At 53.9% G+C, this 26,278-nt stretch carries 26 protein-coding genes; 15 read left to right on the top strand and 11 right to left on the bottom strand.

The features are described 5' to 3' along the window. Positions 1–59: 59 nt before the first annotated feature. The 5 genes from pqqE to pqqA are packed head-to-tail and all read right to left on the bottom strand — an operon-like array spanning position 60 to position 3,206. Complete coding sequence (pqqE, locus tag ABWV33_RS17095) at positions 60–1,163, bottom strand: pyrroloquinoline quinone biosynthesis protein PqqE (protein ID WP_353332451.1); 1,104 nt, start codon at positions 1,161–1,163, stop codon at positions 60–62. After that, positions 1,160–1,447 carry a pyrroloquinoline quinone biosynthesis peptide chaperone PqqD gene (pqqD, locus tag ABWV33_RS17090; protein WP_113822176.1) on the bottom strand — a complete coding sequence of 96 codons (288 nt, stop codon included), beginning with the start codon at positions 1,445–1,447 and terminating at the stop codon, positions 1,160–1,162. The genes pqqE and pqqD overlap by 4 nt, the downstream gene beginning before the upstream one ends. Continuing rightward, positions 1,444–2,190 (bottom strand): pyrroloquinoline-quinone synthase PqqC, encoded by a 747-nt coding sequence (gene pqqC, locus ABWV33_RS17085; RefSeq protein WP_353332449.1) that lies wholly within the window; start codon positions 2,188–2,190, stop codon positions 1,444–1,446. Before pqqC ends, pqqD begins: the two co-directional genes overlap by 4 nt. Then, on the bottom strand, positions 2,187–3,074 hold the full coding sequence (gene pqqB, locus ABWV33_RS17080) for a pyrroloquinoline quinone biosynthesis protein PqqB (protein ID WP_353332447.1): 888 nt from the start codon (positions 3,072–3,074) through the stop codon (positions 2,187–2,189). The genes pqqC and pqqB overlap by 4 nt, the downstream gene beginning before the upstream one ends. Positions 3,075–3,098: 24 nt before the next feature. Continuing rightward, positions 3,099–3,206, bottom strand: coding sequence for a pyrroloquinoline quinone precursor peptide PqqA (pqqA, locus tag ABWV33_RS17075; RefSeq protein WP_113822179.1), 108 nt, complete (start codon positions 3,204–3,206; stop codon positions 3,099–3,101). Positions 3,207–3,355: 149 nt separating this feature from the next. On the opposite strand from pqqA, the gene ABWV33_RS17070 reads away from it, so the two are divergent. After that, a complete protein-coding gene (locus ABWV33_RS17070) occupies positions 3,356–5,440 on the top strand; it encodes a 4Fe-4S binding protein (protein WP_353332445.1) in 2,085 nt (694 codons plus the stop codon). Beyond that, a complete protein-coding gene (locus tag ABWV33_RS17065) occupies positions 5,437–6,333 on the top strand; it encodes an FAD:protein FMN transferase (protein WP_353332443.1) in 897 nt (298 codons plus the stop codon). The genes ABWV33_RS17070 and ABWV33_RS17065 overlap by 4 nt, the downstream gene beginning before the upstream one ends. A 7-nt stretch (positions 6,334–6,340) precedes the next feature. On the opposite strand, the gene ABWV33_RS17060 is transcribed toward ABWV33_RS17065, so the two are convergent. Together ABWV33_RS17060 and pedF are read right to left on the bottom strand one after the other, a co-directional pair. Then, the gene (locus ABWV33_RS17060; RefSeq protein WP_353332441.1) at positions 6,341–7,243 is read right to left on the bottom strand and encodes a substrate-binding periplasmic protein; all 903 of its coding nucleotides are present in this window, start codon (positions 7,241–7,243) and stop codon (positions 6,341–6,343) included. Positions 7,244–7,261: 18 nt separating this feature from the next. Then, a complete protein-coding gene (gene pedF, locus ABWV33_RS17055; protein WP_113822183.1) occupies positions 7,262–7,942 on the bottom strand; it encodes a cytochrome c-550 PedF in 681 nt (226 codons plus the stop codon). A 173-nt stretch (positions 7,943–8,115) separates the two neighbouring features. Here pedF and ABWV33_RS17050 point away from each other — a divergent pair, with 173 nt between their 5' ends. The 11 genes from ABWV33_RS17050 to ABWV33_RS17000 all read left to right on the top strand — a co-directional run bounded on the left by ABWV33_RS17050 (position 8,116) and on the right by ABWV33_RS17000 (position 19,691). Then, positions 8,116–9,285, top strand: a complete 1,170-nt coding sequence (locus tag ABWV33_RS17050; RefSeq protein WP_353332439.1) for a lanthanide ABC transporter ABC transporter substrate-binding protein PedA1 — start codon at positions 8,116–8,118, stop codon at positions 9,283–9,285. Then, positions 9,282–10,262, top strand: a complete 981-nt coding sequence (locus ABWV33_RS17045) for a YVTN family beta-propeller repeat protein (protein ID WP_353332437.1) — start codon at positions 9,282–9,284, stop codon at positions 10,260–10,262. Before ABWV33_RS17050 ends, ABWV33_RS17045 begins: the two co-directional genes overlap by 4 nt. 42 nt (positions 10,263–10,304) lie before the next feature. After that, positions 10,305–10,766 carry a hypothetical protein gene (locus tag ABWV33_RS17040; protein WP_113822185.1) on the top strand — a complete coding sequence of 154 codons (462 nt, stop codon included), beginning with the start codon at positions 10,305–10,307 and terminating at the stop codon, positions 10,764–10,766. Then, on the top strand, positions 10,763–11,482 hold the full coding sequence (locus ABWV33_RS17035; protein WP_353332435.1) for a lanthanide ABC transporter ATP-binding protein PedB/LutE: 720 nt from the start codon (positions 10,763–10,765) through the stop codon (positions 11,480–11,482). Before ABWV33_RS17040 ends, ABWV33_RS17035 begins: the two co-directional genes overlap by 4 nt. Beyond that, positions 11,479–12,273, top strand: coding sequence for a lanthanide ABC transporter permease protein PedC (locus tag ABWV33_RS17030; protein ID WP_353332433.1), 795 nt, complete (start codon positions 11,479–11,481; stop codon positions 12,271–12,273). The genes ABWV33_RS17035 and ABWV33_RS17030 overlap by 4 nt, the downstream gene beginning before the upstream one ends. A gap of 89 nt (positions 12,274–12,362) precedes the next feature. After that, the gene (locus ABWV33_RS17025) at positions 12,363–12,911 is read left to right on the top strand and encodes a tetratricopeptide repeat protein (protein ID WP_113822188.1); all 549 of its coding nucleotides are present in this window, start codon (positions 12,363–12,365) and stop codon (positions 12,909–12,911) included. A gap of 129 nt (positions 12,912–13,040) precedes the next feature. Next, entirely contained in the window at positions 13,041–13,454 is a 414-nt protein-coding gene (locus tag ABWV33_RS17020) for a c-type cytochrome (protein ID WP_353332431.1), read from the top strand. Positions 13,455–13,682: 228 nt separating this feature from the next. Continuing rightward, positions 13,683–15,449 (top strand): PQQ-dependent methanol/ethanol family dehydrogenase, encoded by a 1,767-nt coding sequence (locus ABWV33_RS17015; protein WP_353332429.1) that lies wholly within the window; start codon positions 13,683–13,685, stop codon positions 15,447–15,449. A gap of 129 nt (positions 15,450–15,578) precedes the next feature. Further along, a complete protein-coding gene (locus ABWV33_RS17010; protein ID WP_121998840.1) occupies positions 15,579–16,277 on the top strand; it encodes a response regulator in 699 nt (232 codons plus the stop codon). 32 nt (positions 16,278–16,309) lie between these two features. Next, positions 16,310–17,479, top strand: coding sequence for an FIST N-terminal domain-containing protein (locus ABWV33_RS17005; RefSeq protein WP_113822192.1), 1,170 nt, complete (start codon positions 16,310–16,312; stop codon positions 17,477–17,479). 4 nt (positions 17,480–17,483) lie between these two features. Then, positions 17,484–19,691: a hybrid sensor histidine kinase/response regulator gene (locus ABWV33_RS17000; RefSeq protein ID WP_353332427.1), complete on the top strand. Its 2,208-nt coding sequence runs from the start codon at positions 17,484–17,486 to the stop codon at positions 19,689–19,691. On the opposite strand, the gene ABWV33_RS16995 is transcribed toward ABWV33_RS17000, so the two are convergent. Together ABWV33_RS16995 and adh are read right to left on the bottom strand one after the other, a co-directional pair. Further along, the gene (locus ABWV33_RS16995) at positions 19,688–20,038 is read right to left on the bottom strand and encodes a DUF779 domain-containing protein (RefSeq protein ID WP_353332425.1); all 351 of its coding nucleotides are present in this window, start codon (positions 20,036–20,038) and stop codon (positions 19,688–19,690) included. The genes ABWV33_RS17000 and ABWV33_RS16995 overlap by 4 nt on opposite strands. A 66-nt stretch (positions 20,039–20,104) precedes the next feature. Further along, entirely contained in the window at positions 20,105–21,649 is a 1,545-nt protein-coding gene (gene adh, locus ABWV33_RS16990; RefSeq protein WP_353332423.1) for an aldehyde dehydrogenase, read from the bottom strand. Between the two features lie 387 nt (positions 21,650–22,036). On the opposite strand from adh, the gene ABWV33_RS16985 reads away from it, so the two are divergent. Together ABWV33_RS16985 and ABWV33_RS16980 are read left to right on the top strand one after the other, a co-directional pair. Then, positions 22,037–22,507 (top strand): acyl-CoA thioesterase, encoded by a 471-nt coding sequence (locus ABWV33_RS16985; protein ID WP_353332421.1) that lies wholly within the window; start codon positions 22,037–22,039, stop codon positions 22,505–22,507. A gap of 113 nt (positions 22,508–22,620) precedes the next feature. After that, positions 22,621–23,352: a type 1 glutamine amidotransferase gene (locus ABWV33_RS16980; RefSeq protein WP_353332419.1), complete on the top strand. Its 732-nt coding sequence runs from the start codon at positions 22,621–22,623 to the stop codon at positions 23,350–23,352. Positions 23,353–23,396: 44 nt separating this feature from the next. Here ABWV33_RS16980 and ABWV33_RS16975 read toward each other — a convergent pair whose 3' ends face one another. Then, positions 23,397–24,704 (bottom strand): NAD(P)/FAD-dependent oxidoreductase, encoded by a 1,308-nt coding sequence (locus ABWV33_RS16975; RefSeq protein ID WP_353332417.1) that lies wholly within the window; start codon positions 24,702–24,704, stop codon positions 23,397–23,399. Between the two features lie 33 nt (positions 24,705–24,737). Continuing rightward, the gene (locus tag ABWV33_RS16970; protein ID WP_353332729.1) at positions 24,738–26,087 is read right to left on the bottom strand and encodes a glutamine synthetase family protein; all 1,350 of its coding nucleotides are present in this window, start codon (positions 26,085–26,087) and stop codon (positions 24,738–24,740) included. Between the last annotated feature and the right edge of the window lie 191 nt (positions 26,088–26,278).

Raw genomic sequence — 26,278 nt, 5'->3', positions numbered from 1 at the left:
ACGAGTTTTTACCCCTTAGACAGCGCAACACCTGCTGTTGGCTGTCTAAGGATGGATCACTAAACCACTTGCTTTGAGACAGTCGGCAATTTGCGATAAACCAGATCCTGCTCTGGCGTGTTCAGCGCCGCCTCAAGTGCCTGAACCACTTTCTGATGATGTGGGGATTTATGGCACACCGGGTCCGTTGCACTGGCATCCCCAACCAGGGCAAGCGCTTGGCAACGACATCCGCCAAAATCAATCTCTTTGCGGTCGCAACTCTGACACGGATCTGGCAACCAATCGGTACCGCGATAGGCGTTGAAGGCCTCGCTTTTGTACCAAATTTCGGACAGTGTTCGGTCCCTCACATTGTCGAATTTGAGATGCGGAATGCTTTCCGCTGCGTGACAGGGCAAAACCGTTCCATCCGGGGTGACATTCAACCCTGTCGACCCCCAGCCACCCATGCAGGCCTTTGGAAAGTCAGAATAATAATCTGGTGGAACAAAATCAAATGCCATCGTTCCGCGCAATCGGTGTTCCGCCTCGGATACGATACGTTTCGCTTCTTTGGTCTGTTCCAATGTCGGCAGCAATTGATCTCGGTTGGTTTCAGCCCAACCATGAAATTGCACACAAGCCACCTCGAGCCGCCGAGCGCCCAAATCCACCGCCATTTCAATCGTGCGTTCAAGATCATCAAGATTGTGGCGATGCATGACCGCATTCAACGTCAGGGGAATGCCCCTATTTTTTATCTCGGTTGCAACTTTCATCTTGCGATCAAAGCCGCCTTTGTAACCGCCGATCCAATCCGCCAAGTCTGCAGTGGTGCCTTGCAACGAGAGCTGGATGTGATCCAGCCCAACCTGTTCAAGCGCATCCAGCCGTTTCGGGGTTAACCCAACACCGCTGGTTATCAGGTTGGTGTAAAGACCGGCCTCAGCAGCAGCTTGGGTCAATTCCACCAGATCAGGACGCGAGGCAGGCTCACCACCCGAAATGTGCAGCTGCAACACACCCATTTCTGCGGCCTGACGAAACACATCGGCCCAGGTTTCCGTGTCCAACTCGTGATCGCGCGTCAGCAGATCGGTTGGGTTCGAACAATAGGGACAAGCCAATGGGCAGCGGTGCGTCAGCTCAGCCAGCATGGCGATGGGTGGGGGCGCCGTCATGCATGCACCGCCAAAAACATCCGCGCCCTCAGGCCAACGAGAAAGGTTTGGACGTCGCCTGTGATTTGTTCCGCAGGGGCATCATACGTCGCGGCCAAATCAGCGATCAAAGCATCAAACCGGGTTTCGCCATCGACACGCGACAGGATCGCTTCGCCAATGGCATCCAATGCGACCGCCTTTTCAGGCGCGAGCAAAACTTTGCCTCCGCGCACACGGTCATCAATGATGCGCACCCCACGGGGTAAAAACGGACGATCCCCGGCCAACAGCTTGAGCGTCATAACATCCCCTCACCCGGTTTCCACGCACCGGGCGGGATACGACCCGGTTCAACATATGCGCCCCACAAAGCATCCAACTGCGCCCACAAAACACTCGTTTTGAAGATCAACGCCTCACAGGCCATATCTTCTTTCTCAGCAGTGTCTGCGTGCTCTAACACCCATGCCAGACCAAATTTCACATCTTTAGGTGCTTCACTCAGACGTTTTTTGAAATAGGACATCGAAGTCGCATTGGCGAAATCATAGTGTTTCAACATGCCCTCAATCCGGCGTTCATGGATGGATGGGGCAAACAATTCCGTCAACGACGATGCCACGGCTTGTAGCAACGGCATATCCCGAACATACCGCACATATGCATCGACGGCGAATTGGGTTGCAGGCAACACACCCCGACCAGATGCAACATAGTCAGGGTCCAGCCCAACCGCTTCGGCCAGCTTCAGCCACCGCCGAATACCGCCGCCGTCTTCTACGCCACCATCGTGATCTTCGATCCGACTGCGCCAGTTCCGACGCATATCCGGGCCACAGCGAGACATGAAAGCTGCGTCTTTCATTGGAATCGCGGCTTGATACGCCCATCGGTTGATCACCCATGCCCGCACTTGGTCCGGGTTACATTCCCCCGCATGCAGCATGTAATGAAAGGGGTGCTTGTCGTGATAGCGTTCTGCCCCAATCGCACGCAGACGGTCCTCGAGCGTTTCAATCTCTGGGGTGGCAACAGGGTGCGTCATAGCGCGATCTCCATCCCGTCAGCAGCGATATCCCAGCCATTTTCCAAAACAAACGCGCGTTCAGGGCTATTGGGTTGCCAGACAGGGTTTGTGTTATTGATATGGATAAACGTTTTTCGCGCCTTCAGATGCGCAAGCTGCGCGATGGAGCCATCTGGGCCGCCTATCGAAATATGCCCCATGCGCTGACCGGTTTTAACGCCGGTCCCACTCTGGATCATTTCATCGTCATGCCACAGCGTTCCGTCAAAAAACAACTGATCGGCATCTTCGATAGTGATCAGCAGATCTTCGGTGACTTCTGCACAGCCAGGTATGTAATAAGCGACATGAGTTCCATCACTTAACCGAACCCCAACGGTTTGTTCTCCCACCAGATCGGTTTTGACGGTCTCACCCTCCATAAACAAAGGGACCTTGCCCGGCACGGGGAAAACCTGTGCTTCGAGGTTAGGCAACATCATGAAAGAGGCACCAATCGCCACTGAGCGACGCGGGACTTTTTCCGCGTTCACAGCATCAAACACCCGGTTTGCTGTCAGCAGGTCAAGAATTTCAGAAGTGCCGAATAATGTAAACGGTGTCTGTTCCCGCAGGCTCAGCAAGCCCGCGATATGGTCGATATCGCCATTGGTCAGCAAGACCGACGAGATTGGCGTATCCCGCAAGCTGCGGGGATGCATGCGCGGGCAAGCCTGCATTTGCGCTCGTATGTCAGGCGACGCGTTAAGAACCGCCCAGTTGTTGCCGTCCACGGATACAGCCAGAGAAGACTGGCTCGCGGAGGGGATTTTGCCCGTTCGGGCGTCGTTGCAGTTTGGGCAACCGCAATTCCACTGCGGCAAGCCACCGCCTGCCGCCGCTCCGAGAACCAGAAATTGCATAGTCTTCTATCCGTCTATTGCGGATCAGAACAGGTCGCGTTCTTGCTCGCGGCCTTCGTCCTCTGCTGGTGCATAAGAATTGATTTCCATGCCGCAGTTCACTTCTTTGAGTTTAGGTGCAGTCCAGGCCATTTGATCCTCCTCGGGCTTGGTTGATGTGTTCACACTAGCCGCAAGGGTATCCCCCGAGAATAGGCCTTTGGTCGTAGGATCAGATTGGCTCTTAGATCAGACCAAGGTCGCATATTGTGGGCGCCCAGTTGCTTCTAGAGTTTTGAACTATGCGTGCGATTCAATATATTCTTTCACTTTGCATCTGGCTAGCCCTGCTATCACCAGTCCAGGCGGAGCCAATGGACCGCGATATGTTGGCAGATCTGATTATGCCTCCATTTTCATTGGGCGAACCCTTGAACGATAAGGGTGTCTATTCTCTACTCAATTCAGGTGGTGCAGAAGCTGGCTATGTCTTTGAAACAGAACCGCTTGCACCTTTGCCGGGATTTTCTGGCGCTGCCATCAACGTCTTGGTCACACTAGATCTGGAAGGGAAATTTCTGGATGTACGATTGATTGAGCACAATGAACCAATCTTTGTTTCGGGCTTGGGCCAAGCCCCATTTCACAAATTTTTTGAACAATACCCCGGCCTGTCGATCTCGTCCTCTATCGTCGTTGGAACGCCTTATGGCGGCGGGGATACCGGATCTTCGCTGGTCTATTTGGACGGTGTTACCAAAGCGACCGCATCTGTACGCATCGCGCACGAGTCGGTCATGGGTGCCGCGCTGGCCGTCGCGCGCGAAAAGATGCAAGGGCTTGCAGCTGGTCCACCGGCACACCCAAATCCCGACATTGACGAGAGCTTGAGCTGGGATGATCTGATCGCACAAGGCCTCGTTACCCACAAAATCGTCACCAACGCGGAAATCGACGCGGCCTTCGCTGACACCTTATGGGAAGACGACGACCCCGAAGCGAAAGATGAGCCCGACGCCCCGTATCTGGATTTGTGGATCGTCGACCTTGGACCCAAATCAATCGCACGCGCCGCTTTGTCCAAAGACGGTTTTGCCGAGCTAAGCGAGTTTCTGGCGATTTCACCAGATGACGAACCCATCTTGCTGATCGAAACAGCTAGGCATGGCCTTGTCAGTCCAGATTTCGTACGAAATACCGCCCCAAATTGGTTATCCGCCGAACAAAATGGCCTCCCCATTGCGTTGCGCGATAGCGATCTGTTTGTAGACTTGGCAAGCGAGGTTCCTGACGGAACTGCGTTGATCTTACGAACCGACCGCCGTCTTGGGTTTGACCCAGCCACTGCTTGGACCCTGAACGTTTCTGCCATTCGTAAGCACGGGATTTTCCGACCCGAAGTTGGGTCGATTAATCTCGCGGTTGAACACAGCACTAATGAGCGTTTTTTTGTTCGCCCCGTTCAACCCAAACCTGTGCCCCCATGGGTAGAGGCTTTGCGCAATCGACAAACAGACATGGTGATACTCGCCGTCTTTCTGACCGCTCTGACGGCTTTGGTGTTGTTTGCGCAGAACAAATTAGCAGACAGCAAGATCTTTACCCCCATCCGTCTGACTATTTTAGCGGTCGTCACCGGCTTCATTGGCTGGTGGGGGCAAGGTCAGCTTTCTATCGTCACGGTATTGGGTGTTATCCGAACGAGTTTTGAGGGCGGCAACTTTACGTTTCTCGCCTATGATCCGTTTTCGTTGCTGATTTGGGCGTTTGCTATTCTTGGCTTCGTTCTTTGGGGGCGTGGGCTGTTTTGTGGCTGGCTGTGTCCGTTTGGGGCACTGCAAGAGTTCACTCATCACATCGGTCGCCTGTTGCGAATGCCCAAGATTGAACCCAGCGCCCGGTGGGATGCCCGCCTAAAAAACCTGAAATATGTTTTGCTCGCTGGATTGGTTGCAACTGTCTTTGTTTCGCCTGACAGCGTTGACACAGTGGCCGAAGTTGAACCGTTCAAAACAGCCATTACCACCTTTTTCATACGCGAATGGTACTATGTGGCCTATGCCGCCTTCTGGCTGCTGTCAGGCATGGTGCTGTTCAAAGGGTTCTGTCGTTATGTCTGCCCACTAGGCGCCGTCATGGCGATTGGTGGTCTAATACGTGGGCGGGATTGGATTGCGCGACGCGAAGAATGCGGATCACCCTGTCAGCTCTGCAAAATGAAATGCAACTACGGATCAATCAAGAAAACCGGCGAAATCGCCTATTCCGAATGCTTTGGATGTCTGGATTGCGTTTCGATCCACAATGATGAGCAACGATGCGTGCCATTGATCCTTGCAGCCCGTCAAACCCAACGCAGCCCCCAAAACCGAGAGGCCGCCGAATGACCCTATCCCGCCGACGGTTTCTTGCCATAACAGCCGCAAGCGTTTGCAGCGGGACAATGGCGCAGGCCCGCTCGCACAGCTGGTCAGGCCGTGCTTTTGGCAGCGATGTCAGCATACAGCTTTCTGGCCCAAGGGATCAGGTCAAACTGACATTGGATCGTGTCATCGTCAGAATGCGCGACATCGAACATTTGTTCAGCCTCTATGATCCGTCGTCACACCTGTCGCGCCTCAATCGAACCGGCCGCTTGAAGTCGCCGCCACCAGAGTTCTTAAGGCTTATGGGCCTATGCTCGGACATGCATACTGCCACTCAGGGCGTATTTGATCCAAGCATCCAACCCCTGTGGGCGGCACTGGCCCAGGGCAAAGACACATCATCGGCCCGTCGGGCGATCGGATGGGATCGCGTGCACGTCAGTTCAGAGGCGATTTCACTCGCCAAGCATCAAGCGCTGACTTTCAACGGCATCGCCCAAGGCTTTGCCACTGATTTGGTCCGCGCTGACCTGTACCGCGAGGGATTTGGGCAGGCTTTGATCAACATCGGCGAATATGCGGCCCTTGGCGGCCCGTTCACCCTTAGCCTGTCAGACCCAATGCACGGTCACTTGGGCACACGTCGTTTGACTGACACAGCCATCGCGACATCAAGCACAACCGCAATGTCACTCGGCAAATCTGCATCCCACATCCAGCACCCAATCACCAATGCGCCCGCTCTTTGGTCGACGGTCAGTGTCAAAACAAATCAAGCAGCCATTGCCGATGCGACCAGCACTGCCTTTAGCGTTATGTCGCGCGCAGAAATTCGGCAGGCCCTTAGCCATTTGCCGGTGGGAACAGAGGTCACTCTGGTCGACTTTAACGGCGATATCGAAACGTTGAGCTGAAACTGTTCTAGCGCAGCTCAGGTGGGCGATAACTCAGACCGTGTGCGTCAAAGATTGCCTGCATCCGGCCATCTTGGATAGCGGCATAAATTGCGTCATCCACTGCATAAGCCAAAGGCCGATAGGCAAAATGCACCGCGACGCCTGCGGTCCACGATCCAACTGCAAACCCGGGCAAAGGTGGCGTATGAACCCCGATACCATCCTGTTTTCCGGCCTCAAGCTGGGCCAATGCCCCCATCGCGGCCATTGTTTCGCCAGCGGCCAATGCGACCATTGCCTCGGACATACTAGGAAAGCGATTTACGTTATGGCCAAGCTGCCCGCCCGGAAAAGCAGACAGATAAAAATCTGCGATTGAGTCATTTTCGACCGCCACCGTGTCGAACCTGAAATAGGCGGGCACTGGGGGATCTTCGGGATAGGCGTCCTGACGATAGGCAATCGCGATTTCTTCGACTTGGTATTGCCCGGTAAAAACAACCTGTTCAACGCGACACGCAAATTCACTGTCATAGGGGACATGCAGCATAATGTTGGCCACGCTGCCACCAACAATTGGGCCCTTCCAGATCCAATTGCGCAAATCTGTTAGCAGATCTTCGCCCGGTGTAACCAAGTTAAATCTGGCTTCGACACCCAGATCCTGCGCTATCAGCCGGCCAATATCGATGTCCACGCCAACGGGTTTTCCAGCAATCTCGGATGACCAAGGCGGGAAATCTTCATACGCGGCAAAGGTGATATACCCCCGCTCTTGGATGGTATCCAAATCTTGCCCCACGCGGTCACGAGATGCATTCTGGGGCTTGAGTTGAGGCACATGATCCGCACATCGCGCTGACACATCTGTCGCGAATGCGCTGAGACCAATAAGAGAAACGAATAGTCCTGCTAGATAGGGTGTCATGTGCCTCAGTCTGTTGTTTTAGTTGGTCGCTGACAAGCCAATCGTCAAAGCTTCGGCCGCAGCGAGGAAATTAGGTTCGTCGCCACCAATCAGATAAGCCGCGCGGAATGCAACACTATCCGCGATGGGTGCACCTGAACCGGTTTCAACCGTTTCCGCAATACTGCTGAGTTCCGCCTGAAGGGCCGCGACATCCCCGTCTCCACCATCCGCCATCGCCTTGAGCTGGTCGCGGATTTGGATCAACCGCGGGGTCGCGTCATCCAGCTCCCCATCATCCGGGCGGGTCTCAATGTAGGTACGGATCGCCCAAGCAGCTTTTTGCCCCAACAATTCGCCAAAGGCCGGCATCTTGGTAATTCCGTTTTGGGTATATCCCGTCTGGAACCGCTCTACATACCATTCATCACCGTATTCTTCGGCCTCAAGATACCGCAGATCGGGGGCAAGACCACCAGAGACAACGCCCAAGCCATGACACCGTGCACAGTTCTGGTTGTAGCCACTGTCGCCAATTTCAATCGCAGTTTTCCAAACATCGTCACCTTGGCCGCGGTAAGGGTTTTCGATCAACCATTCCTCGCCAACATCCGGCAACGTATCCGTATCCATGGGCTGTGGTGCAACGTCCCCATGTGCAAAAGCCATCGTAGTTGTCGCTATCAGGCCAAACGTGGCCAAGGGCAATCTGAACATCATGGGTCCTCCCGTTCGTATTTTCAGGTGCCAGTTTAGCCGACCCGATCTGGTCCTTGCTACAAGACTTAAGTTTGAAATCGCCGGGATCACCATACGACCTTGGTCCAATAGATGGTTGAACAGTCGACACCGTAGGTTGATCACAATACATTAAACAGAGCACAGGAGCCTACGTGCGCTTCCCGAAATTCGGCCTCATCCTGACATGTCTTACCTTATTCACGCATGGCGCATTGGCTGAGGTTTCTGTCCCTGTTGTCTATCTAAAACAAACGGTTGAACGCCCACCTGTGCTCTCAAATCTTGATCCCATCCCCGAGGATGAAGGAGACATGGGCGCACAACTCGGGCTGGCGGACAATCTGACAACCGGGGCATTCTTAGGTCATAAATACAGCTTGCACACACGGATCGTGCCCGTGGGTGGGGATCTCATATCAGCAGCAAAAGAAGCGCTGGCCGAAAGTGATCTGATCATCCTTGATGCCCCCGCAACCGACATTCTTGCCATAGCCGATCTGGAGGCTGCGCAGGACGCTGTCCTATTCAATGTTTCATCAGCAAAAAACGCGCTGAGGGATCAGGGGTGCCGTGCGAACGTGTTACACAGTCTGCCCTCTTCTTTGATGCGAACCGATGCCATCATGCAATTTGCACGATCACGGCGGTGGGATACGTTGGCCCTGATTTCCGGAGAGCATCCCGATGATCTGAGCTATGCGCACTCCTTGCGCCGCAGCGCCACCAAATTTGGTATGAAACTGAAATCTGAAAAGACGTGGGTTTTTGATGCCGATATGCGCCGCAACGCCGCGCAAGAGGTGCCGTTGTTCACCCAAGATCTTGGTAAATACGACCTGTTGCTCATCGCGGATGAGGTGCAGGATTTTGGTCGCTACATTGCCTACAATACCTGGCTGCCCCGTCCCGTTGCCGGGTCTGAAGGGCTCATTGCAAGCGCTTGGTCGCCAGTGGTTGAACAATGGGGCGCGGCTCAGCTCCAGTCTCGGTTTACGGAGCTTGCCGGGCGTGCGATGCGCCCTAAAGATTACGCCGCCTGGGCCGCTATCCGCACGATTGGAGAGGCCGTGACCCGAACAAATTCGGCAGATACGGAAACCTTACGGGGCTATATCCTGTCAGATGACTTTGAATTGGCCGGGTTCAAAGGGCGTCCGCTAAGCTATCGCCAATGGAACGGCCAGTTGCGTCAACCCATTCCGCTAACGCAACCCCGTGCCTTGGTCGCGCTGGCACCGCTTCCGGGGTATCTGCATCAACACAGCGAACTCGACACCCTCGGTCTTGACCGCCCTGAATCCAATTGCGAGGCTTTTCAATGATTTCCCCCTCCAGCCATCTTGCGCGTCTGCTCAGCCTTCCCCTTTTTCTGGGCTTGGCTTCCCCAGCCATTGCAGCAGAAATCTGGGTGACCAACGAAAAAGACGACACTGTCAGTGTGATCGACATCGACACTTTAGAAGTGACACGCACAATTGAAACCGGTGAACGGCCCCGCGGGATCACATTTTCCAAAGACTTTAGCCGTGTCTATATCTGCGCCTCTGACAGCGACACTGTGCAGGTCATGGATCCTGAAACGGGTAAGATTTTGCATGACTTACCCTCTGGCGAAGATCCAGAACAATTCGTTCTGCACCCCAACGACCGCCATCTGTATATCGCCAACGAAGACGACGCTGTGACAACCGTGGTCGACACTGAAACCCGCACAGTCGTGGCACAGATCAATGTTGGGATCGAACCCGAAGGCATGGCCGTCTCACCTGATGGCAAAATTGCGATCACAACTTCTGAAACCACCAATATGGCCCATTGGATCGACACTGAGACGCGCAAACTGTTTGCCAACACGTTGGTCGATGCCCGTCCGCGCCATGCTGAATTCACCGCCCAAGGCAGCGAACTGTGGGTCAGTTCAGAGATTGGCGGCACGATCACTGTGTTTAACACCACCGATCAAACCGAAAAGGGCAAGATCACGTTCGAGGTCAAAGGGGTTCACCCTGACCGCGTACAGCCTGTTGGATTTGAATTCACCGAAGACGAAAAAACCGCCTTTGTCGCTTTGGGCCCCTCCAACCATATCGCGGTTGTGAATGCCGAAACGCTCGCTGTCGAAGACTACATTCTTGTTGGCCGGCGTGTCTGGCACATGGCCTTTTCACCCGACAAATCGTTGCTGTTCACCACAAACGGTGTCTCTGGCGATGTGACTGTCATCGATGTTGCCAAACGCGAGGCAATCAAATCTATCAAAGTCGGACGGTTCCCTTGGGGTGCCGCGATGCGCCCTTGACCTGCGGGTCAAAACGGCCAACCCTTTTCCAAGAGGTTCAAAATGAACAAACTTACCATCCTGAGCACAGTCTTTGGCGCTACTCTTGCGTTGTTACTGCCTGTCAGCGCGCAAGCCGATGATGACGATGGGCCGAAATTCGGCCTTGCCGGTCTTTTGTCAGGTTCGAACAAAGAAGATTTGCCGCCTGTTATCCTGTCGGCCGGTGAACCTTTGGCTGCGGATCCGTGGGTTTTAAAGTCAGGCACGTATTATGAATTCGAAATCCAGGGGGACGGAAGTCAGGAACTGGCCTTGATCGGACCTGAGTTCTTTCGCGCAATCTGGATCGACGAGATTGTTGTCGAAGGCTTGGAAATTCGCCCGCTCGGCCTGGACAGCATCGAATTTGATGAAGCCGGAGAGATGGAAATCGGATTTGTCGCCATCAAACCAGGCAGCTATTACATGAAGGTTCCCGGCTCGACGGGTGAAACCCAAAGGCTGGAGATCACCATCAAGTGACAGGACTGCGCGTAGATCATCTAAGCTACGCCTATGGTGCCAAACAGGCGCTGAACGACGTAACATTCAGCGTGGAACAGGGCTCTTTTTGTGCCCTTCTGGGTCCGAATGGTGCAGGTAAATCCACCCTGTTTGCCCTGCTGACTCGCCTGTTCACATCACCCCAGGGCACCATCGAAATTGCGGGTCACGATATGGGGCGGACGCCGCGAAAAGCGTTGCGTGAAATGGGCGTTGTTTTTCAACAGCCGACGCTGGATCTCGACCTGACGGCACAGCGCAACATGACCTATTTCGCCGCCCTGCATGGCCTGTCTGGCAAAGACGCGCAGCACCGGATCGACGCGGCGCTGGATCGGTTGGATATGCGCGAGCGCGCGGGTGAAATCGTGCGCAACCTGAATGGCGGGCATCGCCGCCGCTTGGAAATCGCGCGCAGCTTGGTTCATACCCCCAAAGTGTTGCTGCTGGACGAACCAACTGTTGGCCTTGATGCGGCGGCACGGCGGTCGATAACTGATCACGTGCATGCTCTGTCTGGAACCGAAGGTTTAACCGTCCTCTGGGCCACACATCTGGCGGATGAGATCCGCGATACCGATCAACTGTTGATCTTGCATCAAGGCGCGTTGTTGCAACAGGGCCTCTCCGGGGAACTGCGCGCGGGGGAACCGTTGGCCGATCATTTCCTTGCCATGACCGGAGCCACCGCATGAATGCGTATCTTATTGCCTTAAAGGCGATTATTGGGCGTGAAGCATTCAGGTTTGTCAGTCAGCGTGGCCGCTTCATTGCCGCCCTTGTTCGCCCGTTGCTATGGCTTGTTGTCTTTGCCGCTGGGTTTCGCGCCGCGCTTGGCCTGTCGATTATGCCACCTTATGCGACCTACATCACTTACGAAGTCTATATCGTGCCCGGCTTGTGCGGCATGATCTTGTTGTTCAACGGAATGCAAAGTTCGCTGTCCTTAGTCTATGATCGCGAAATGGGGTCGATGCGTCTGTTGCTAACCAGCCCCCTGCCCCGCTGGTGGTTGTTGTTCTGCCGACTGTTAGCCAGCACCAGCATCTCGGTCTTGCAGGTCTATGTTTTCCTCGCCATCACCGCGCTCTATGGCATCAGATTTGCGTGGTACGGCTATATCGCCTTGTTGCCCGCTTTGCTGGTCGCAGGCGTCATGTTAGGCGCTTTGGGCTTGGCTTTGTCTTCGGCCATCAAACAGCTTGAGAATTTTGCTGGTGTTATGAATTTTGTGATTTTCCCAATGTTTTTCCTGTCTACTGCACTGTACCCATTGTGGAAGATGGCCGAGAGCTCAGAGCTCCTTCATGATATTTGCGCCTTTAATCCGTTCAGCCATTCGGTCGAACTGATCCGGTTTGCACTCTATGGCCAATTCAATGGGTTCGCCCTGATATGGACCGGGTTGGCAGGCCTGATTTGGGTCGCGCTTGCGCTTTGGGGATATGATCCCGCCCGTGGGTTGGTACGTCGATCCGGCAAATAGGGTGACCTGTGCAAACCTCTCTACGACCATAACACCGGTGAAAACCTTACCTGCCTGTGCTATCCTCTTGGCCAACAGGAGGATCCGTTATGTTACGCGCGACAGCAATTTTGGTTCTACTTGGCACTTTGCCAGCCATGGCAGACACGGTCACAGTGGAAGATGAATATGGGACGCTCAACCCGCAAGACAGCGGTTTTGGCCACGTGATGAGCAATCTCGACAAAGGCATAACAGATATGACCACCTGTGCTGCCGGATATTACATTACCAAATCTGGACGTCATGAAATGGCACGCAAGCTGTTTGAAAGCTGCGCCAACGCGGGTTGGACCGGCGCAATGACCTGGATGGGGCAAATGGACAACAACGGATTGGGCGCGGCTTACAACCCAGATGCCGCCGCCGAATGGGATCGTCGCGCAGCCGAAGCGGGTGACCCGGTTGGCAAGTTTAACTATGGCCTGAACATGTTGCGCGGACATGGTGTGGTCAGGGATGAGATCCGCGGCCGCGCCCTGATTGACGAAGCGGCATCAGATGGCTTGAAAATTGCCAAACGGTTGCAAGCAGCGGAGTATGATCCGGACGAGGTCACGCCAGATGCTGATAATTGGAAATATGCACCTTTGTTCTAGATTCCCTTAGTCTCAAGGTGAAACTTACGACTAAAGTACAGGCCGAACACATTGTAATTACTGATTATTTCAATGAATTCGCGGCCTGTTTACTGTATCCTCTGAGTGATCTTATTCTCGGAGGACCACATGAAACGGATCATTCCAGCCATCTGTCTTGCACTCTTGGCGGGTTTACCCGCAGGTGCCAGCGAAAGCATATATGACCGGATCAAAGTCGACGCTGGCAAAGCCGTCTATGATGCTAAATGTCGACGCTGCCATACTGACGGATCAACCGACGACAGCTATGGCCCCCCTTTGAAAAATATTGTTGGTCGCGCTGCCGGAACCTACCCGGATTATGATTTTTCCATTGCTCTTGCTGCATCTGGTATTGTCTGGACCCCTGCCGCACTGCGCGCCTGGATGGAAGACAATGACGGCTTTATGCCCGGAACTAAAATGCGTCATGTCGGCATTCAGGACCCAACAGTCCAAGACTTTGTGCTGAGCTACCTTGCCTCGATCACTGACCGCGATGGCAGCGCCATCTCTGACTAATCTCCCTGAGGGCGGGTCAATGTTCGCCCTAAAACTGTAAGCCCGGTAACCTGTGTTACCGGGCTCTTTTGCGTCTTTCTGCACCTTCTGAGGCATTTCAAAGGCTTAAATCTACGACCTTTGTGCAATTTCCGTCACGGCCTCGCTCGCCAATACTGTGCACAGCCGGACAACCCGCATGTATTAAGAGGGCGCCGGTCTCGATTGGAGAAACTTGGGAGGAATCTTATGAACCGGTTTATCACTACGGTTGTCGCGGGTCTGATGCTGGCGGGTCCAGGCCATGCTGGCGTCACCGAAGACGATTTGAAAAACGATCAATCTATCACCACACAGATTGTCACCAACGGCATGGGACGCCACCTGCAGCGTTACAGCCCGCTGGACACCCTAAACAAAGACAACGTCAAAAATCTGGTCCCTGCATGGGCGTTCTCACTCGGTGGGGAAAAGCAACGTGGCCAGGAAACACAGCCGCTGATTTATGACGGCGTGATGTATATCACCGGATCTTATAGCCGGGTTTATGCGATTGATGTCCAATCCGGCAAAGAGCTGTGGCAATACGATGCCCGCCTGCCCGAGGGCATTCTCCCCTGCTGTGACGTAATCAATCGGGGCGGCGCGATCTATGGCGACACCTTCTATTTCGGGACACTGGACGCACGCATCGTTGCACTGGATCTGAAAACCGGCGACGTCAAATGGCGTAAGAAAATTGCAGATTACAAAGCTGGCTATTCCTATACCGCCGCACCCCTGATTGTGAACGGCTTGGTCATCACCGGGAACTCTGGCGGTGAATTCGGGATCGTAGGCGAGGTTCAGGCTCGTGATGCGGAAACCGGTGAAATGGTTTGGACCCGTCCGGTTATCGAAGGCCACATGGGTACTTTGAATGGCAAAGAAAGCACCATGACCGGCGAGTTGAACGCGACTTGGCCCGGTGACATGTGGAAAACTGGTGGCGGTGCGACTTGGCTTGGCGGTTCTTATGATGTGGATACCGATACGTTGGTGTTTGGTGCCGGGAACCCTGCCCCGTGGAACAGCCACCTGCGCAACGCGGGTACGCCCGTTGATGGCAATGCGGGTGACAACCTGTACGCGGCCAGCCGCATCGGGATCGACCCCACAACAGGTGACATCAAGTGGCACTACCAGACCACCCCGCGCGAGGGCTGGGACTATGATGGTGTGAACGAAGTTGTCGCTTATACCGACCGCTCAGGTAACAAGCGCTATGCGACGGCTGACCGGAATGGCTTCTTTTACGTTCTCAACCGTGAAGACGGGGAATTCGTAAGCGCGACCCCCTTTGTCAAAGACATCACATGGGCCGAAGGGATCGATGAAAATGGGCGCCCAATCTACAACGAAGGCAACCGCCCAGGTAATCCAGCCGCCGCTGCAGATGGCAAAAAGGGCGAAGTGACCTTCTCCTCTCCATCGTTCCTTGGTGGTAAAAACTGGATGCCAATGGCCTTTAGCCAGAACACCGGCAACTTCTATGTGCCCTCAAACGAATGGGGCATGGACATCTGGAACGAGCCAATCACCTACAAAAAGGGTGCAGCCTATCTGGGTGCCGGCTTTACCATCAAACCGAACTACGATGACCACATCGGCAGCCTGAAGGCAATCGATCCAGACACCGGTGATCTTAAGTGGGAATTCAAAAACGATGCTCCGCTTTGGGCCGGCGTGATGACCACTGCGGGTGGCTTGGTATTCACCGGCACTCCCGAGGGACGCTTCATCGCCTTTGATGATGAAACCGGTGAAGAGCTTTGGTCCTTCCAGACCGGGTCTGGCATCGTGGGTCAGCCCGTCACTTGGGAACAGGATGGCGAGCAGTACATTTCGATCATTTCCGGTTGGGGCGGCGCCGTTCCACTGTGGGGTGGCGAAGTGGCCAAAAAGGTCAACTATCTGAACCAGGGTGGCCTGTTGTGGACATTCAAATTGCCTAAAGCATTGGCAATGGCGAACTAAGCAGACAAGCAATTTATGTACGGAACGCGCGCCTTTTTGGCGCGCGTTTTCATTCTACGACTTAAGGCGTATATCTCCGCAGGGGCCTGATTGGTAGGCTCAGATAACTCTTCTAAGTGCGGAATTCTGATGCACCTTCAAACTGGTAAGCCTCTCTCGAACCCCTTGCTCTCGGCGTTGATTGTTGATGATCATCCGTTGTTTTGCGACGCGCTCTCGATGACACTGCAAGCCGTTTCTTCTATCAACAGCATGCACACAGTGACCAACCTTCAGGGTGCGTTGGATCTGATTTCTCAGGGCATTCATATCGACCTTGTCGTTCTGGATTTAAACCTGCCCGACGTGAATGGTCTGGACGGGCTGTTGCGCCTTCGCAAAGCGACCAAATGCCCGATCGTTGTTGTGTCTTCGATGGCGGACAATCGGATCATCAGTTCCGTTGTGCACGCAGGGGCCGCTGGATTTGTGCCCAAGCACAGCCAACGCGATGTATTCCATCAGGCGATCAAGGCCATCAGTGACGGCGAAACCTTTGTTCCAGCTGGCTATGTGCTACTCGAAGAGAGCGATATCACCGACAAAAATGACGCTATGAATCGCCTCGCCTCGCTCACCAATCAACAGGCGCGTATTCTTCAGCTGATCTGCGAGGGGAAGCTGAACAAACAAATCGCCTTTGACCTGAGCATCGCTGAAACAACAGTCAAAGCGCACGTTACAGCCATCATGCGCAAACTGGGCGTACAAAGTCGAACGCAGGCAGTTCTGATTGCAAAGAAATCAAGCTTTGCAAATGTCTTGCACGACTCGCCACCAACTGACTAATCTTGCACAAGCTCATTGGGGAGGGGCACGAGATGGACCATGCACGTGGTCCCTTAGGCATGGGTACAAATTTACCGCAGATTGTTAGATCCGGGTTTGTTGATTGCCACCGAGAAGACGCGGTTGAAGAGCTTGCCAAAGCTTTGCAGCCCGGTGACCTGTCGTTGGTCGTCTTGTTCTTGTCCCCAAATACAGATGTGACCCGCCTGATCGATCAGGCGCAACGCACTTTTGCCCCCGCCCAGGTGGTTGGGTGCACCACTGCTGGGGAAATCTCAAACGCGGGTTACACGGAATCCGAAATCGTAGCACTGGGTTTCCCGCGCTCTTATTTTGATGCCCGTGTCATATTGGTCGAAGATCTGGACGATTATGACAGCCACAGCCTGAACGAACAGATGATTAAAAATCGCAACCAGATGGCGCGCTTAACGCCAGATTGGGAATCCGATTTCACGTTCCTGCTTATCGACGGGCTGTCGACCAAAGAGGACACGTTGACCGCAGAATTGGCAATTGGACTTGGCCCCGTCCCGTTCTTTGGCGGATCTGCTGGCGATGGGACCGATTTTTGTGAAACCTATGTCCTGCATGGTGGCAAAGCTTATCCCAATGGGGCTGTGTTGATCCAAGTCCGTACCAAATGCCCGATCCGGGTCTTCAAAACCGATCACCTGATCCCGACGGAAACACGGATGGTTGTCACTGGGGCCGATCCTGCACGCCGTATTGTTCATGAGATAAACGCCGAACCAGCAGGTCAGGAATATGCGCGTTTGCTGGGCAAAGATCCAAAGCAGCTCACAACCTTTACCTTTGCAGCCCATCCTGTTGTCGTTCAAATCGGCGAGCAACACCATGTCCGTGCGATCCAACAGGTCGCCGAGAATGGCGAGATGGTATTCTTTTCGGCCATTGACGAAGGTGTGGTGCTAACGCTTGCCGAACCCGAAAACATGGTCACCCACCTACAGCGAGAAATGCAGGCGCTATCCCAGCCCGAAAGCCCAGACATTATTCTGTCTTGTGATTGCATCCTGAGGCGCCTTGAAGCGCAGCAAACACAGGTTGCAACTGATCTGTCGCGGATTCTAACCGAAAATCGTGCGGTTGGGTTTTCGACGTACGGCGAACAAATTCATGCCATGCACGTCAACCACACTTTGACTGGGGTAGCGATCTACCCACCTGACGAGGACTGATTTAATGGGGCACGATCTGATCAACCCCGCCGATAGCCTTGAACGCCAAAACGAAAAGCTGCTCAAGATCACAGAGACCCTGATGCGGCGGGTGGAACAAAACTTTGATACCTCTGGTGCGGCTTACACGCAATTTCAGCGTGCGGTCATGCTCGAAGAAGAGGTACGCACCCGAACCAGCGAACTGGAACGCGCACTCGACCTGCTCAATACCTCCAATTCGAAACTGGCCCTCGCCAACGCTGAAACCGAAGCGGCGCGCGCGAACCTCGCCAACGCGATTGAGACCATTCAAGAAGGGTTTGCTCTGTTCAACCCTCAGGATGAAATGGTCATGTGCAACACCCGATTTGGCAAGCACATGCTGGACATTTATTCCCTCTTCAAACCTGGCATGACGTTCGAAGAATATGTGCATTTGGTAAGTGTCAGCCCGTTTCTTTCGCTCTCCGAAGGGGAAACACCAGAAAGTTGGGCCGCCTACCGCATGTCCCGTCACAAAGACAATCATGCCGTGTTCAATGTACAGATGGCTGGCAGCAGATGGTTGCAAGTCAGTGAACACCGGACCCCAGACCGGGGCACCGTGATTTTGCAAACCGATATCACGGACATGATGCGCCTCGAACGGCGCGAACGGGAACGGTTGCTGGATGATCAGGCCCATCTGATCAAAGCAACGCTAGAACACCTCAACCAAGGGATTTGCATATTCGACGAAAAGGGCCGGTTGGTCGGTTGGAACCGTCGCACCGGCGAACTGCTGGCGCTTGAGGCAAACAAGCTGCAACTCGGGACATACTTCGCAACCCTGTATGACCAAATTCGCAACGACCTGCGGTTCCACGACGAAGATGATCCTAATATGGTCGAGCAATGGGTGGCTAGTAACTCGAAACGTGCGCCTTTGTCGTTCGAACTGGGTCTTGGTAACGACCGCACGCTTGCCGTTTTTGCCCAGCAAATGCCCGATCGCGGCTTTGTCATGAGCTTTACCGACGTAACCGCCGAACGCACCGCGGTTCGCGCCATTTCCCAAGTGAACGAAACCCTGGAAAAACGCGTCGCCGAGCGCACGCTAGAGTTAGAAGACGCGCTGTCAGAGGCAGAGCGGGCGAACGCCTCCAAATCCCGGTTTGTGGCCGCGGCCAGTCATGATCTGCTGCAACCGCTTTCAGCTGCGAAGCTGTATGTCGCGTCGTTGGAAACCGAACTCGACACCCCCGACCTGATTGATCGCGCACAGAAAGCCGGCAATGCCTTGGTCAGTGTCGAAGGAATCTTGAGCGCCTTATTGGACATTTCGAAACTGGATTCAGGTCAGGCTTTTGTCGACATATCTTCTTTCTCACTCAAAGATATCCTGACCCAACTACATGACGAGCTGCAGCCTTTGGCAGTTCAAAAAGGGTTGGAATTCAACTTGGTATTTTCCGGTGCCGTGGTTCAAAGCGACGCCTCATTCCTGCGCCGCATCCTGCAAAATCTAGCCTCCAATGCCGTGCGTTATACCGAAACGGGTAAAGTGTTGATCGGGGTCCGCAACCAAAAGAAATCAGTTCGGATCGAAGTGTGGGACACCGGCCCCGGCATCCCTGAGGATCAACAAGGCAAGGTATTTGACGAATTCCATCGCCTCGATACCTTTGCCAGCCCTGCCGAGGGGATGGGTCTGGGACTTGCAATCGTGGATCGGGCCTGTCGTTTGCTCAACTATCCCCTACACCTGAACTCGACTGTGGACAGGGGCACGTGTTTCGCAATCGAAGTCCCCCGCGCCGCGTCTTCGGAAACTTGGACAGCCCCTACCCCCATTGGCCAATCTGGCTCGGACGTCTGCATGGAACACAAAATTGCTGTGCTGATCGAAAACGATGCCGATCTACGGTCAGCCCTGACAATCACGCTTGAGGGATGGGGACTTGATGTCCTGCCCTGCGCCAGCTTGGCCGAAGCGCAGGATCTGTTGACTGCGATCGACATCGCGCCGGATGTCATCGTTGCCGATTATCAATTGGATGACCAAGCATTGGGAACAACCGCGATTGCCGACCTGCGTGGTCGATATGGGAACATTCCGTCCTGCATTGTAACCGCCAATCGATCCCCGGATCTTGTTGGCCAGTGCGAAAAAGCAGCAACAAAGCTTATTTACAAGCCCATTGATCCGATACGTCTGCGCGGCTTCTTGGAACAAGTATTACACGGTTAACGCATACAAATGTCAGACCGGGTCAAAAACCGCCGCCCCGTTCCGTTTTCCAGCGAAAACATCCCGCCAATCCCGTCGATCGCATCAATCGTCAGATCGGTATGTTTCCACCGCGCGTATTGATCTGCATTTATGTAAAAGGGCACCGCCCCAATTTCACCGATCAAAACATCCTGATCACCAATGATATAATCGCCCTGTTCAAACAACATCGGTGCCGATCCATCGCAGCACCCACCCGATTGGTGAAACAGCAGGTCATGTCCGACCCGCTCTTTGATCGATCCGATCAATTCAAGCGCCGCTGGTGTAGCAGAAACAGTCATTTGTGCGGGGTCGTCGGTCATCACAAAAATCCTACAACAAAGGGAAACCAGCCCCGCGAAAGACGCAGGGCTGGAGAAACAACGATCTTAGAAGAAACCCAAAGCATTAGGGCTGTAGGACACCAACAAGTTCTTGGTCTGGCGGTAGTGATCCAACATCATTTTGTGGTTCTCACGCCCGATGCCGGACTGCTTATATCCCCCAAACGCAGCGTGCGCCGGATACGCATGATAGCAGTTGGTCCAAACCCGACCCGCCTGAATTTCACGCCCCATCCGGAAGGCACGCGCGCCATCCCGCGTCCAAACACCAGCGCCCAAACCATAGAGCGTGTCGTTGGCAATTTCCAAAGCTTCGGCTTCGTCTTTGAATGTCGTTACCGACAGAACAGGGCCAAAGATCTCTTCCTGAAAAATGCGCATCTTGTTGTCGCCCTTAAAGACGGTGGGCTCGATATAGTTGCCGCCTTCGAGACCACCCAGATTGGCAACATTACCACCGGTCAACAGCTCCGCGCCTTCATCTTTGCCCAATTGCAGATAAGACGCGATCTTCTCTTTCTGTTCGACTGAGGCCTGTGCACCGATCATGGTGTCCATCGCAAGCGGGTTGCCCTGCTTGACGGCTTTGACCCGTTCGATGGCACGACCAATGAAATCATCATAAATGGATTCCTGGATCAACGCCCGGCTCGGACAGGTACACACCTCACCCTGGTTGAGCGCAAACATTGTGAACCCTTCAAGGCACTTGTCAAAATACGCATCATCTGCGGACATGATGTCCTCAAAAAAGATGTTCGGCGACTTGCCTCCCAATTCCAGCGTGACCGGGATCAGGTTCTGCGATGCATACTGCATAATCAGACGGCCTGTTGTGGTCTCGCCAGTGAATGCAATTTTGGCAATTCTGTTTGAGCTGGCCAATGGCTTGCCCGCTTCCAGACCAAAGCCGTTGACGATGTTCAAAACGCCAGCTGGCAACACATCTGCGATCAGGTCCATCAGAACCATGATCGACGCCGGTGTCTGCTCCGCTGGCTTCATCACCACACAGTTGCCAGCCGCCAATGCAGGCGCCAGTTTCCACACCGCCATCAACAGCGGGAAATTCCACGGAATGATCTGGCCGACAACGCCCAATGGCTCGGGGATGTGATAGGCATAGGTGTCGCCATCAATTTCCGAAATGCCACCTTCTTCGGCGCGGATACAACCCGCAAAGTACCGCCAGTGGTCAATGCACAGGGCAACGTCAGCAGCAATCGATTCACGGATCGGCTTACCATTATCCAAGGTTTCTGCCGCCGCCAGTTTCTGACTGTTGGCTTCCATAATGTCAGCGATTTTCAGCAGCGCATTTGACCGTTCAGTGGTCGACGTTTTTCCCCATGCGGGAAAGGCCGCGTGTGCAGCGTCCAACGCAGCGTTAACATCATCAGCGTTGGATCTGGCGATTTCACAAATCACTTCGCCGGTAATTGGCGTCGTGTTCTCAAAATACTGACCCGAGCGCGGCTCAACAAATTCACCGTTGATAAAGTTGCCATAACGGGCGCGAAATGGAAACTCGACCTCCAGATGTGACGTATCCAGTGCGGCGCTGATATTCCGAGTAGTTTGAATGTTCATGTCATTCCTCCCTTCAATGTGTTCAAGAAAGGCAACGATGTCCAAGCCCCCAACCCATCAGTGTCAGGCACCCGGTTCGGTGCTGAGGTCACCATAAAAATCGCATCTGTCGGAGGGTATTGGACCTTGGTCGTTGCGACTTAAGTCTACACGAAAGGACGCTAACCCCCTCTTTGGTATACATTTAATGCATCACAAACAGACCTTTGACGCAGCAGATTACTACCGTGCCGTCACGTCGAAATCGAAGTGCTTGAAGCTCTGGCGATCACCTGTTTAACTCAAGCCAAATGGATCAAATGGCTTTTGATTTAGCCCCTTACCCATCAAAGATACGGATCTCTGGCACTTGAATACAAAGCAGTCACATTCAAACGGAAACCAATAATGAGCGCGCCTATCTCTTGGGATTTTCCAGTCCCTTTCACCGTGGTTTTTGACGTTCAGCCGGACGACATTGATGCGTACGATCATGTTAACAACACTGTCTATCTGCGCTGGATAGATGCAATCGCTTGGGCGCACTCAGACGCAGCCGGGATGACAACCGCATATTGCCAAAGCATTGGCAAAGGCTTTGCCGTTCACAGACACGAGATTGATTACCTTAGACCCGCGCACTTGGGCGACCAGGTGCATGTGTCCACATGGATCGTCAAAATGGACGGGAAACTGCGGTCTGACCGTCGGTTCCAAATCGTCAGAGAACAAACTGGTGAAACTTTGGTGCGCGCGCGAACTGAATACATCTGCACGGACCTTAAGTCAGGCCGCCCGACCCGCATTCCCGACGCGTTCAAGACCGCCTATCGCGTTGATCCGCGTATCCAAGAGGCCGTACTTGCGTCGGAGCAATAAACACCCACCCCATTGGTCCTAGGTCAACGACCTCTTTTAGGGCTGCAAGTTCTGTATTACAAAGGTCATCGCTGGGCGTGGCCCTGAAATTTGACACAACGACGGATCCGAAAATGGCACAGACAAAACTCACGATCGGCATCCTCGAAACCGGGCGCCCTCCAGAAGAGCTCAAGCAAGTCTATGGGGATTATCCCGGCATGGTGGCCTCGTGGCTTGGCGACTTAGACGCCAACTTTGTCAGCTATCCTGTTCTGGACAATGAACTCCCCCCCTCCCCAACCGAAGCAGATCTTTGGGTCATCACCGGCTCCAAATTCGGAGCCTATGAGGATCATCCATGGATCCCCCCGCTGGAAGATTTCATTCGGGCCTGTAAGCAAGAGAATGTCATGATGTTTGGCATTTGTTTTGGCCACCAGATGATCGCTCAGGCGTTGGGTGGCGTCGTGCGTAAATCGACCAAAGGCTGGGGATTGGGCGTACACGAATACGACTTCAAAAACTGGCCCGCAGAGTTGGGACAACAACCGGAAAACCTTGCGATCCAAGCCTATCATCAGGATCAGGTCGAAGAGATCCCGGACGGGGCCGAAATCCTTGCAAGTTCGCCCTTCTGTGAAGCGGCGGCGTTATGGTATCCGGGGTTTGCAATCACTGTTCAAGGGCACCCTGAATTTGCCAAACCCTACGCAAGTGCCTTGCTAGAAAGCCGCCGGGGCACAGTACTGAGTGATAAGGACGTCGATCAGGGGCAGGAAAACATGGCAATCGCAGACAACCGCGCGTCGATTGCAACCCTTGTTGGCCAAATTCTGCGTAACAAACAGAGCCAGATGGCCTGAACTCAAATCTGGTGCCTAAAAGGCACCAGATCAAATGCCGGGAATTATAGTCGGTCGCGCAGACTAAACCACAGCATCGCCAAGACCAGCAAAGGCCCACGCAACGCAACGCCCCCCGGAAAACGCGTTGTTGGAACAGCTGCCATCACATCAAAACGCTCTGCTTGGCCTGCGATTGTCTCAGCAACAATCTGTCCAGCCAAAGTGGCCATCGCAACGCCATGTCCAGAGAACCCCGATAGGCTGAGGATATTGCCATTCAGCCGCTCAAAATGCGGCATCCGATTCATGGTGATCCCCAAGGTTCCCCCCCACGCATGATCAACACGCACGTCGGAAAGTTGTGGGAAAATCTCTAACATCGGCTTGCGCACGGCGGCCGCAATATCTGTTGGGAACTTGTATCCGTAGCTTTCTGTCCCGCCAAAGAGCAGCCTGTGATCATCGGAAAACCGGAAATAATTGACCACAAATTTACTGTCCGCCACCGCGTGATTGTTCCGGATCAAACTTTCCTGCCGTTCCGGGCTCAGCGGCTCTGTCGCGATGACAAAGTTATTGATCGGCATGACCCGTTCAGCGACATGAGAGTTCAACCGACCAAGATACCCATTGCAGCCCAACACAACAAAGTCTGCGGTTATCTTTGCCTGATCGGTTGTCACCCGCGCGGGTGTTGATTCAAAAACGCTTTCAACCTTGGATTCTTCGAAAATCCGAACACCGGCAGCTTTGGCCATCCGCGCAAGACCCAGAACAAACTGCAACGGGTCAATGTGCCCAGCATCCTCGTAGATACTGCCGCCGTGATAGGCTGGGGAATTGACCAGATGACGCAGCTCGTCCCGATCCAGTGCACGAATGCCCTGATAATCATAGGTGTCCTGTAAATGACGTACATAATCGTGGCTATGTTGTACATTTCGCGCGCGGTGATCCGCATGAATGATGCCATCATGGAAATCCGCATGAACAAGGTCTGATTTAGACAGGTCCCGTACCAAATCGACCGATTGACGCGCAATCGTCCACAAGGCGCGCGCGTTCTCGAGCCCGACCAGATCCTCCAGCTCGTCTTGTTCACTGCGCTGGCCTTGCCCGACCTGCCCGCCATTGCGCCCGGATGCCCCAAAGCCGAGGCGTTGTGCCTCAAGCAAAATGACATCGTATCCGCGCTGCGCCAGATGCAACGCAGACGAAAGCCCCATGAAGCCCCCACCAACCACGCACACATCACAGGTCAAATCCCCCTGCGCGCTTGGGAACCGGTCAAGCGCATTCGCCCCTGCGTTTATTGCATAAAAAGAGTCAGGGTATTGACCCTGTTTGTCGTTGGCTGTGAGCAAGTCCATATCACACCTCTGTTCGTCTGGTTCAGCGCAAGATCAAGCGTTCAGCAAAAGGTGCTGACGCTCCCATGGGGAAATCTCGCGCTGGTATTCCTCGTTCTCTGCCACTTTGATGTCGTGGTAAACACTGCAGAACTCTTCACCCAGAACCTCGCGAATTTCAGCTGCCGCCTGAAACCGCGCCAAGGCCGCCCCTAATCCAGCAGGCAGGGGATAATCCGTTTCCCACACCTCTTTCTGCGCAGCGGGGCGCGGGTCAATCCCGTTGATCATGCCCAGATACCCACAGGCCAAAGAGGCCGCGATCGCCAGATACGGATTGCAGTCCATACCGATCACCCGGTTTTCCACCCGCCGCGCCACAGGATCAGACACCGGGATACGAAGGCCGGTCGTGCGGTTGTCCGTCGCCCATTCCAGATTTGATGGCGCGCTTTGACCATCTACGGTGATCCGGCGGTATGAATTCACATAAGGCGCAACAAGAGGCACCACATCCAAAAGGTGTTTCTGAGTTCCACCAATGAAATGATAGAACAGGTCGGTCGGACTGCCATCTGCATTGGAAAAGATGTTCTCTCCCGTTTCAGCGTGAACGATGCTTTGATGCACATGCATGGCACTGCCTGGGTAATCTCGCATTGGCTTGGCCATAAAGGTGGCAAAGATCCCGTTCTTCAGCGCCGCCTCCCGGATGGTCCGTTTGAAATAAAACACCTGATCCGCCAACCGCAATGGATCGCCGTGCATCAGATTGATTTCGATCTGACCCGGCCCGCCCTCTTGGATCACCGTATCAATTTCTAGACCCTGAGATTCGGCAAAGTCATAGATCGTGTCGATCACGGGCCCATATTCATCCACCGCAGACATCGAATAGACTTGCGCCCCCAAACCCACACGCCCCGTGCGCCCCAAAGGCGGTTCAATGGGTTCGTTCGCATCCGTATGCGGTTTGGTCAGATAAAACTCCAACTCAGGCGCAACGATGGGTTTCCAGCCTTTTTGAGCATAAAGATCCAACACGCGGCGCAGAACATTTCGCGGCGCAATGGCAAGCGGGTCGCCGTCACGATTGCTCATATCACAGATCACCTGAATGGTCGGATCGTCGGCCCACGGAACGACAGTCGCAGTGGACATATCAGGACGCAGAACCACGTCTTTTTCAAGCCACTGGCCTTCGATATCCATATCGACATACCCGCCTGACACTGTTTGATAAAACAGCGAAACCGGCAGGAAAAACGTATCATCTGGGTTAAACTTGTACGCAGGCATTGCTTTGCCGCGCGACGTCCCAACCGTATCTGGAATAATGCATTCGACCTCATCCAAGCCGCGATTGTTCAGCGCAGCCATTGTCGCCTTGGGCAGATGGTCCATCCAGTTTTTTTGCGTTTTGGTCACACTCAACCTCTTTCCGCGTTCAGGGTTATTTTGGGGTTATCCAAATTTATGATCAAATTATTCCGAGAAATCCAGCCCAAAATTTTCACTTCACGACACACCGACTCCTGAAAGGCCCAGTTTCAATACAGAGAAGTGTTCCTTTGCCGCTTTTTGCACCTCCCCCT

Source organism: Phaeobacter sp. NW0010-22, from assembly GCF_040365955.1.
In the GTDB taxonomy this organism is placed as follows: domain Bacteria; phylum Pseudomonadota; class Alphaproteobacteria; order Rhodobacterales; family Rhodobacteraceae; genus OMPR01.
The sequence above is the reverse complement of the archived record's forward strand: the minus strand, read 5'-3'. Positions and strand labels throughout refer to the sequence as shown.

Excerpts from the sequence above, each read along its gene's own strand:
- pqqE (WP_353332451.1), bottom strand. The coding sequence starts at position 1,163 with ATGACGGCGCCCCCACCCATCGCCATGCTGGCTGAGCTGACGCACCGC.
- ABWV33_RS16980 (WP_353332419.1), top strand. The coding sequence starts at position 22,621 with ATGGCACAGACAAAACTCACGATCGGCATCCTCGAAACCGGGCGCCCT.
- ABWV33_RS17040 (WP_113822185.1), top strand. The coding sequence starts at position 10,305 with ATGAACAAACTTACCATCCTGAGCACAGTCTTTGGCGCTACTCTTGCG.
- pedF (WP_113822183.1), bottom strand. The coding sequence starts at position 7,942 with ATGATGTTCAGATTGCCCTTGGCCACGTTTGGCCTGATAGCGACAACT.
- pqqA (WP_113822179.1), bottom strand. The coding sequence starts at position 3,206 with ATGGCCTGGACTGCACCTAAACTCAAAGAAGTGAACTGCGGCATGGAA.
- pqqD (WP_113822176.1), bottom strand. The coding sequence starts at position 1,447 with ATGACGCTCAAGCTGTTGGCCGGGGATCGTCCGTTTTTACCCCGTGGG.
- ABWV33_RS16975 (WP_353332417.1), bottom strand. The coding sequence starts at position 24,704 with ATGGACTTGCTCACAGCCAACGACAAACAGGGTCAATACCCTGACTCT.
- ABWV33_RS17020 (WP_353332431.1), top strand. The coding sequence starts at position 13,041 with ATGAAACGGATCATTCCAGCCATCTGTCTTGCACTCTTGGCGGGTTTA.
- ABWV33_RS16995 (WP_353332425.1), bottom strand. The coding sequence starts at position 20,038 with ATGACCGACGACCCCGCACAAATGACTGTTTCTGCTACACCAGCGGCG.
- ABWV33_RS17025 (WP_113822188.1), top strand. The coding sequence starts at position 12,363 with ATGTTACGCGCGACAGCAATTTTGGTTCTACTTGGCACTTTGCCAGCC.
- ABWV33_RS16985 (WP_353332421.1), top strand. The coding sequence starts at position 22,037 with ATGAGCGCGCCTATCTCTTGGGATTTTCCAGTCCCTTTCACCGTGGTT.
- ABWV33_RS17070 (WP_353332445.1), top strand. The coding sequence starts at position 3,356 with ATGCGTGCGATTCAATATATTCTTTCACTTTGCATCTGGCTAGCCCTG.
- adh (WP_353332423.1), bottom strand. The coding sequence starts at position 21,649 with ATGAACATTCAAACTACTCGGAATATCAGCGCCGCACTGGATACGTCA.
- pqqB (WP_353332447.1), bottom strand. The coding sequence starts at position 3,074 with ATGCAATTTCTGGTTCTCGGAGCGGCGGCAGGCGGTGGCTTGCCGCAG.
- ABWV33_RS17000 (WP_353332427.1), top strand. The coding sequence starts at position 17,484 with ATGGGGCACGATCTGATCAACCCCGCCGATAGCCTTGAACGCCAAAAC.
- ABWV33_RS17045 (WP_353332437.1), top strand. The coding sequence starts at position 9,282 with ATGATTTCCCCCTCCAGCCATCTTGCGCGTCTGCTCAGCCTTCCCCTT.
- pqqC (WP_353332449.1), bottom strand. The coding sequence starts at position 2,190 with ATGACGCACCCTGTTGCCACCCCAGAGATTGAAACGCTCGAGGACCGT.
- ABWV33_RS17060 (WP_353332441.1), bottom strand. The coding sequence starts at position 7,243 with ATGACACCCTATCTAGCAGGACTATTCGTTTCTCTTATTGGTCTCAGC.
- ABWV33_RS17015 (WP_353332429.1), top strand. The coding sequence starts at position 13,683 with ATGAACCGGTTTATCACTACGGTTGTCGCGGGTCTGATGCTGGCGGGT.
- ABWV33_RS17065 (WP_353332443.1), top strand. The coding sequence starts at position 5,437 with ATGACCCTATCCCGCCGACGGTTTCTTGCCATAACAGCCGCAAGCGTT.
- ABWV33_RS16970 (WP_353332729.1), bottom strand. The coding sequence starts at position 26,087 with ATGGACCATCTGCCCAAGGCGACAATGGCTGCGCTGAACAATCGCGGC.
- ABWV33_RS17010 (WP_121998840.1), top strand. The coding sequence starts at position 15,579 with ATGCACCTTCAAACTGGTAAGCCTCTCTCGAACCCCTTGCTCTCGGCG.
- ABWV33_RS17005 (WP_113822192.1), top strand. The coding sequence starts at position 16,310 with ATGGACCATGCACGTGGTCCCTTAGGCATGGGTACAAATTTACCGCAG.
- ABWV33_RS17030 (WP_353332433.1), top strand. The coding sequence starts at position 11,479 with ATGAATGCGTATCTTATTGCCTTAAAGGCGATTATTGGGCGTGAAGCA.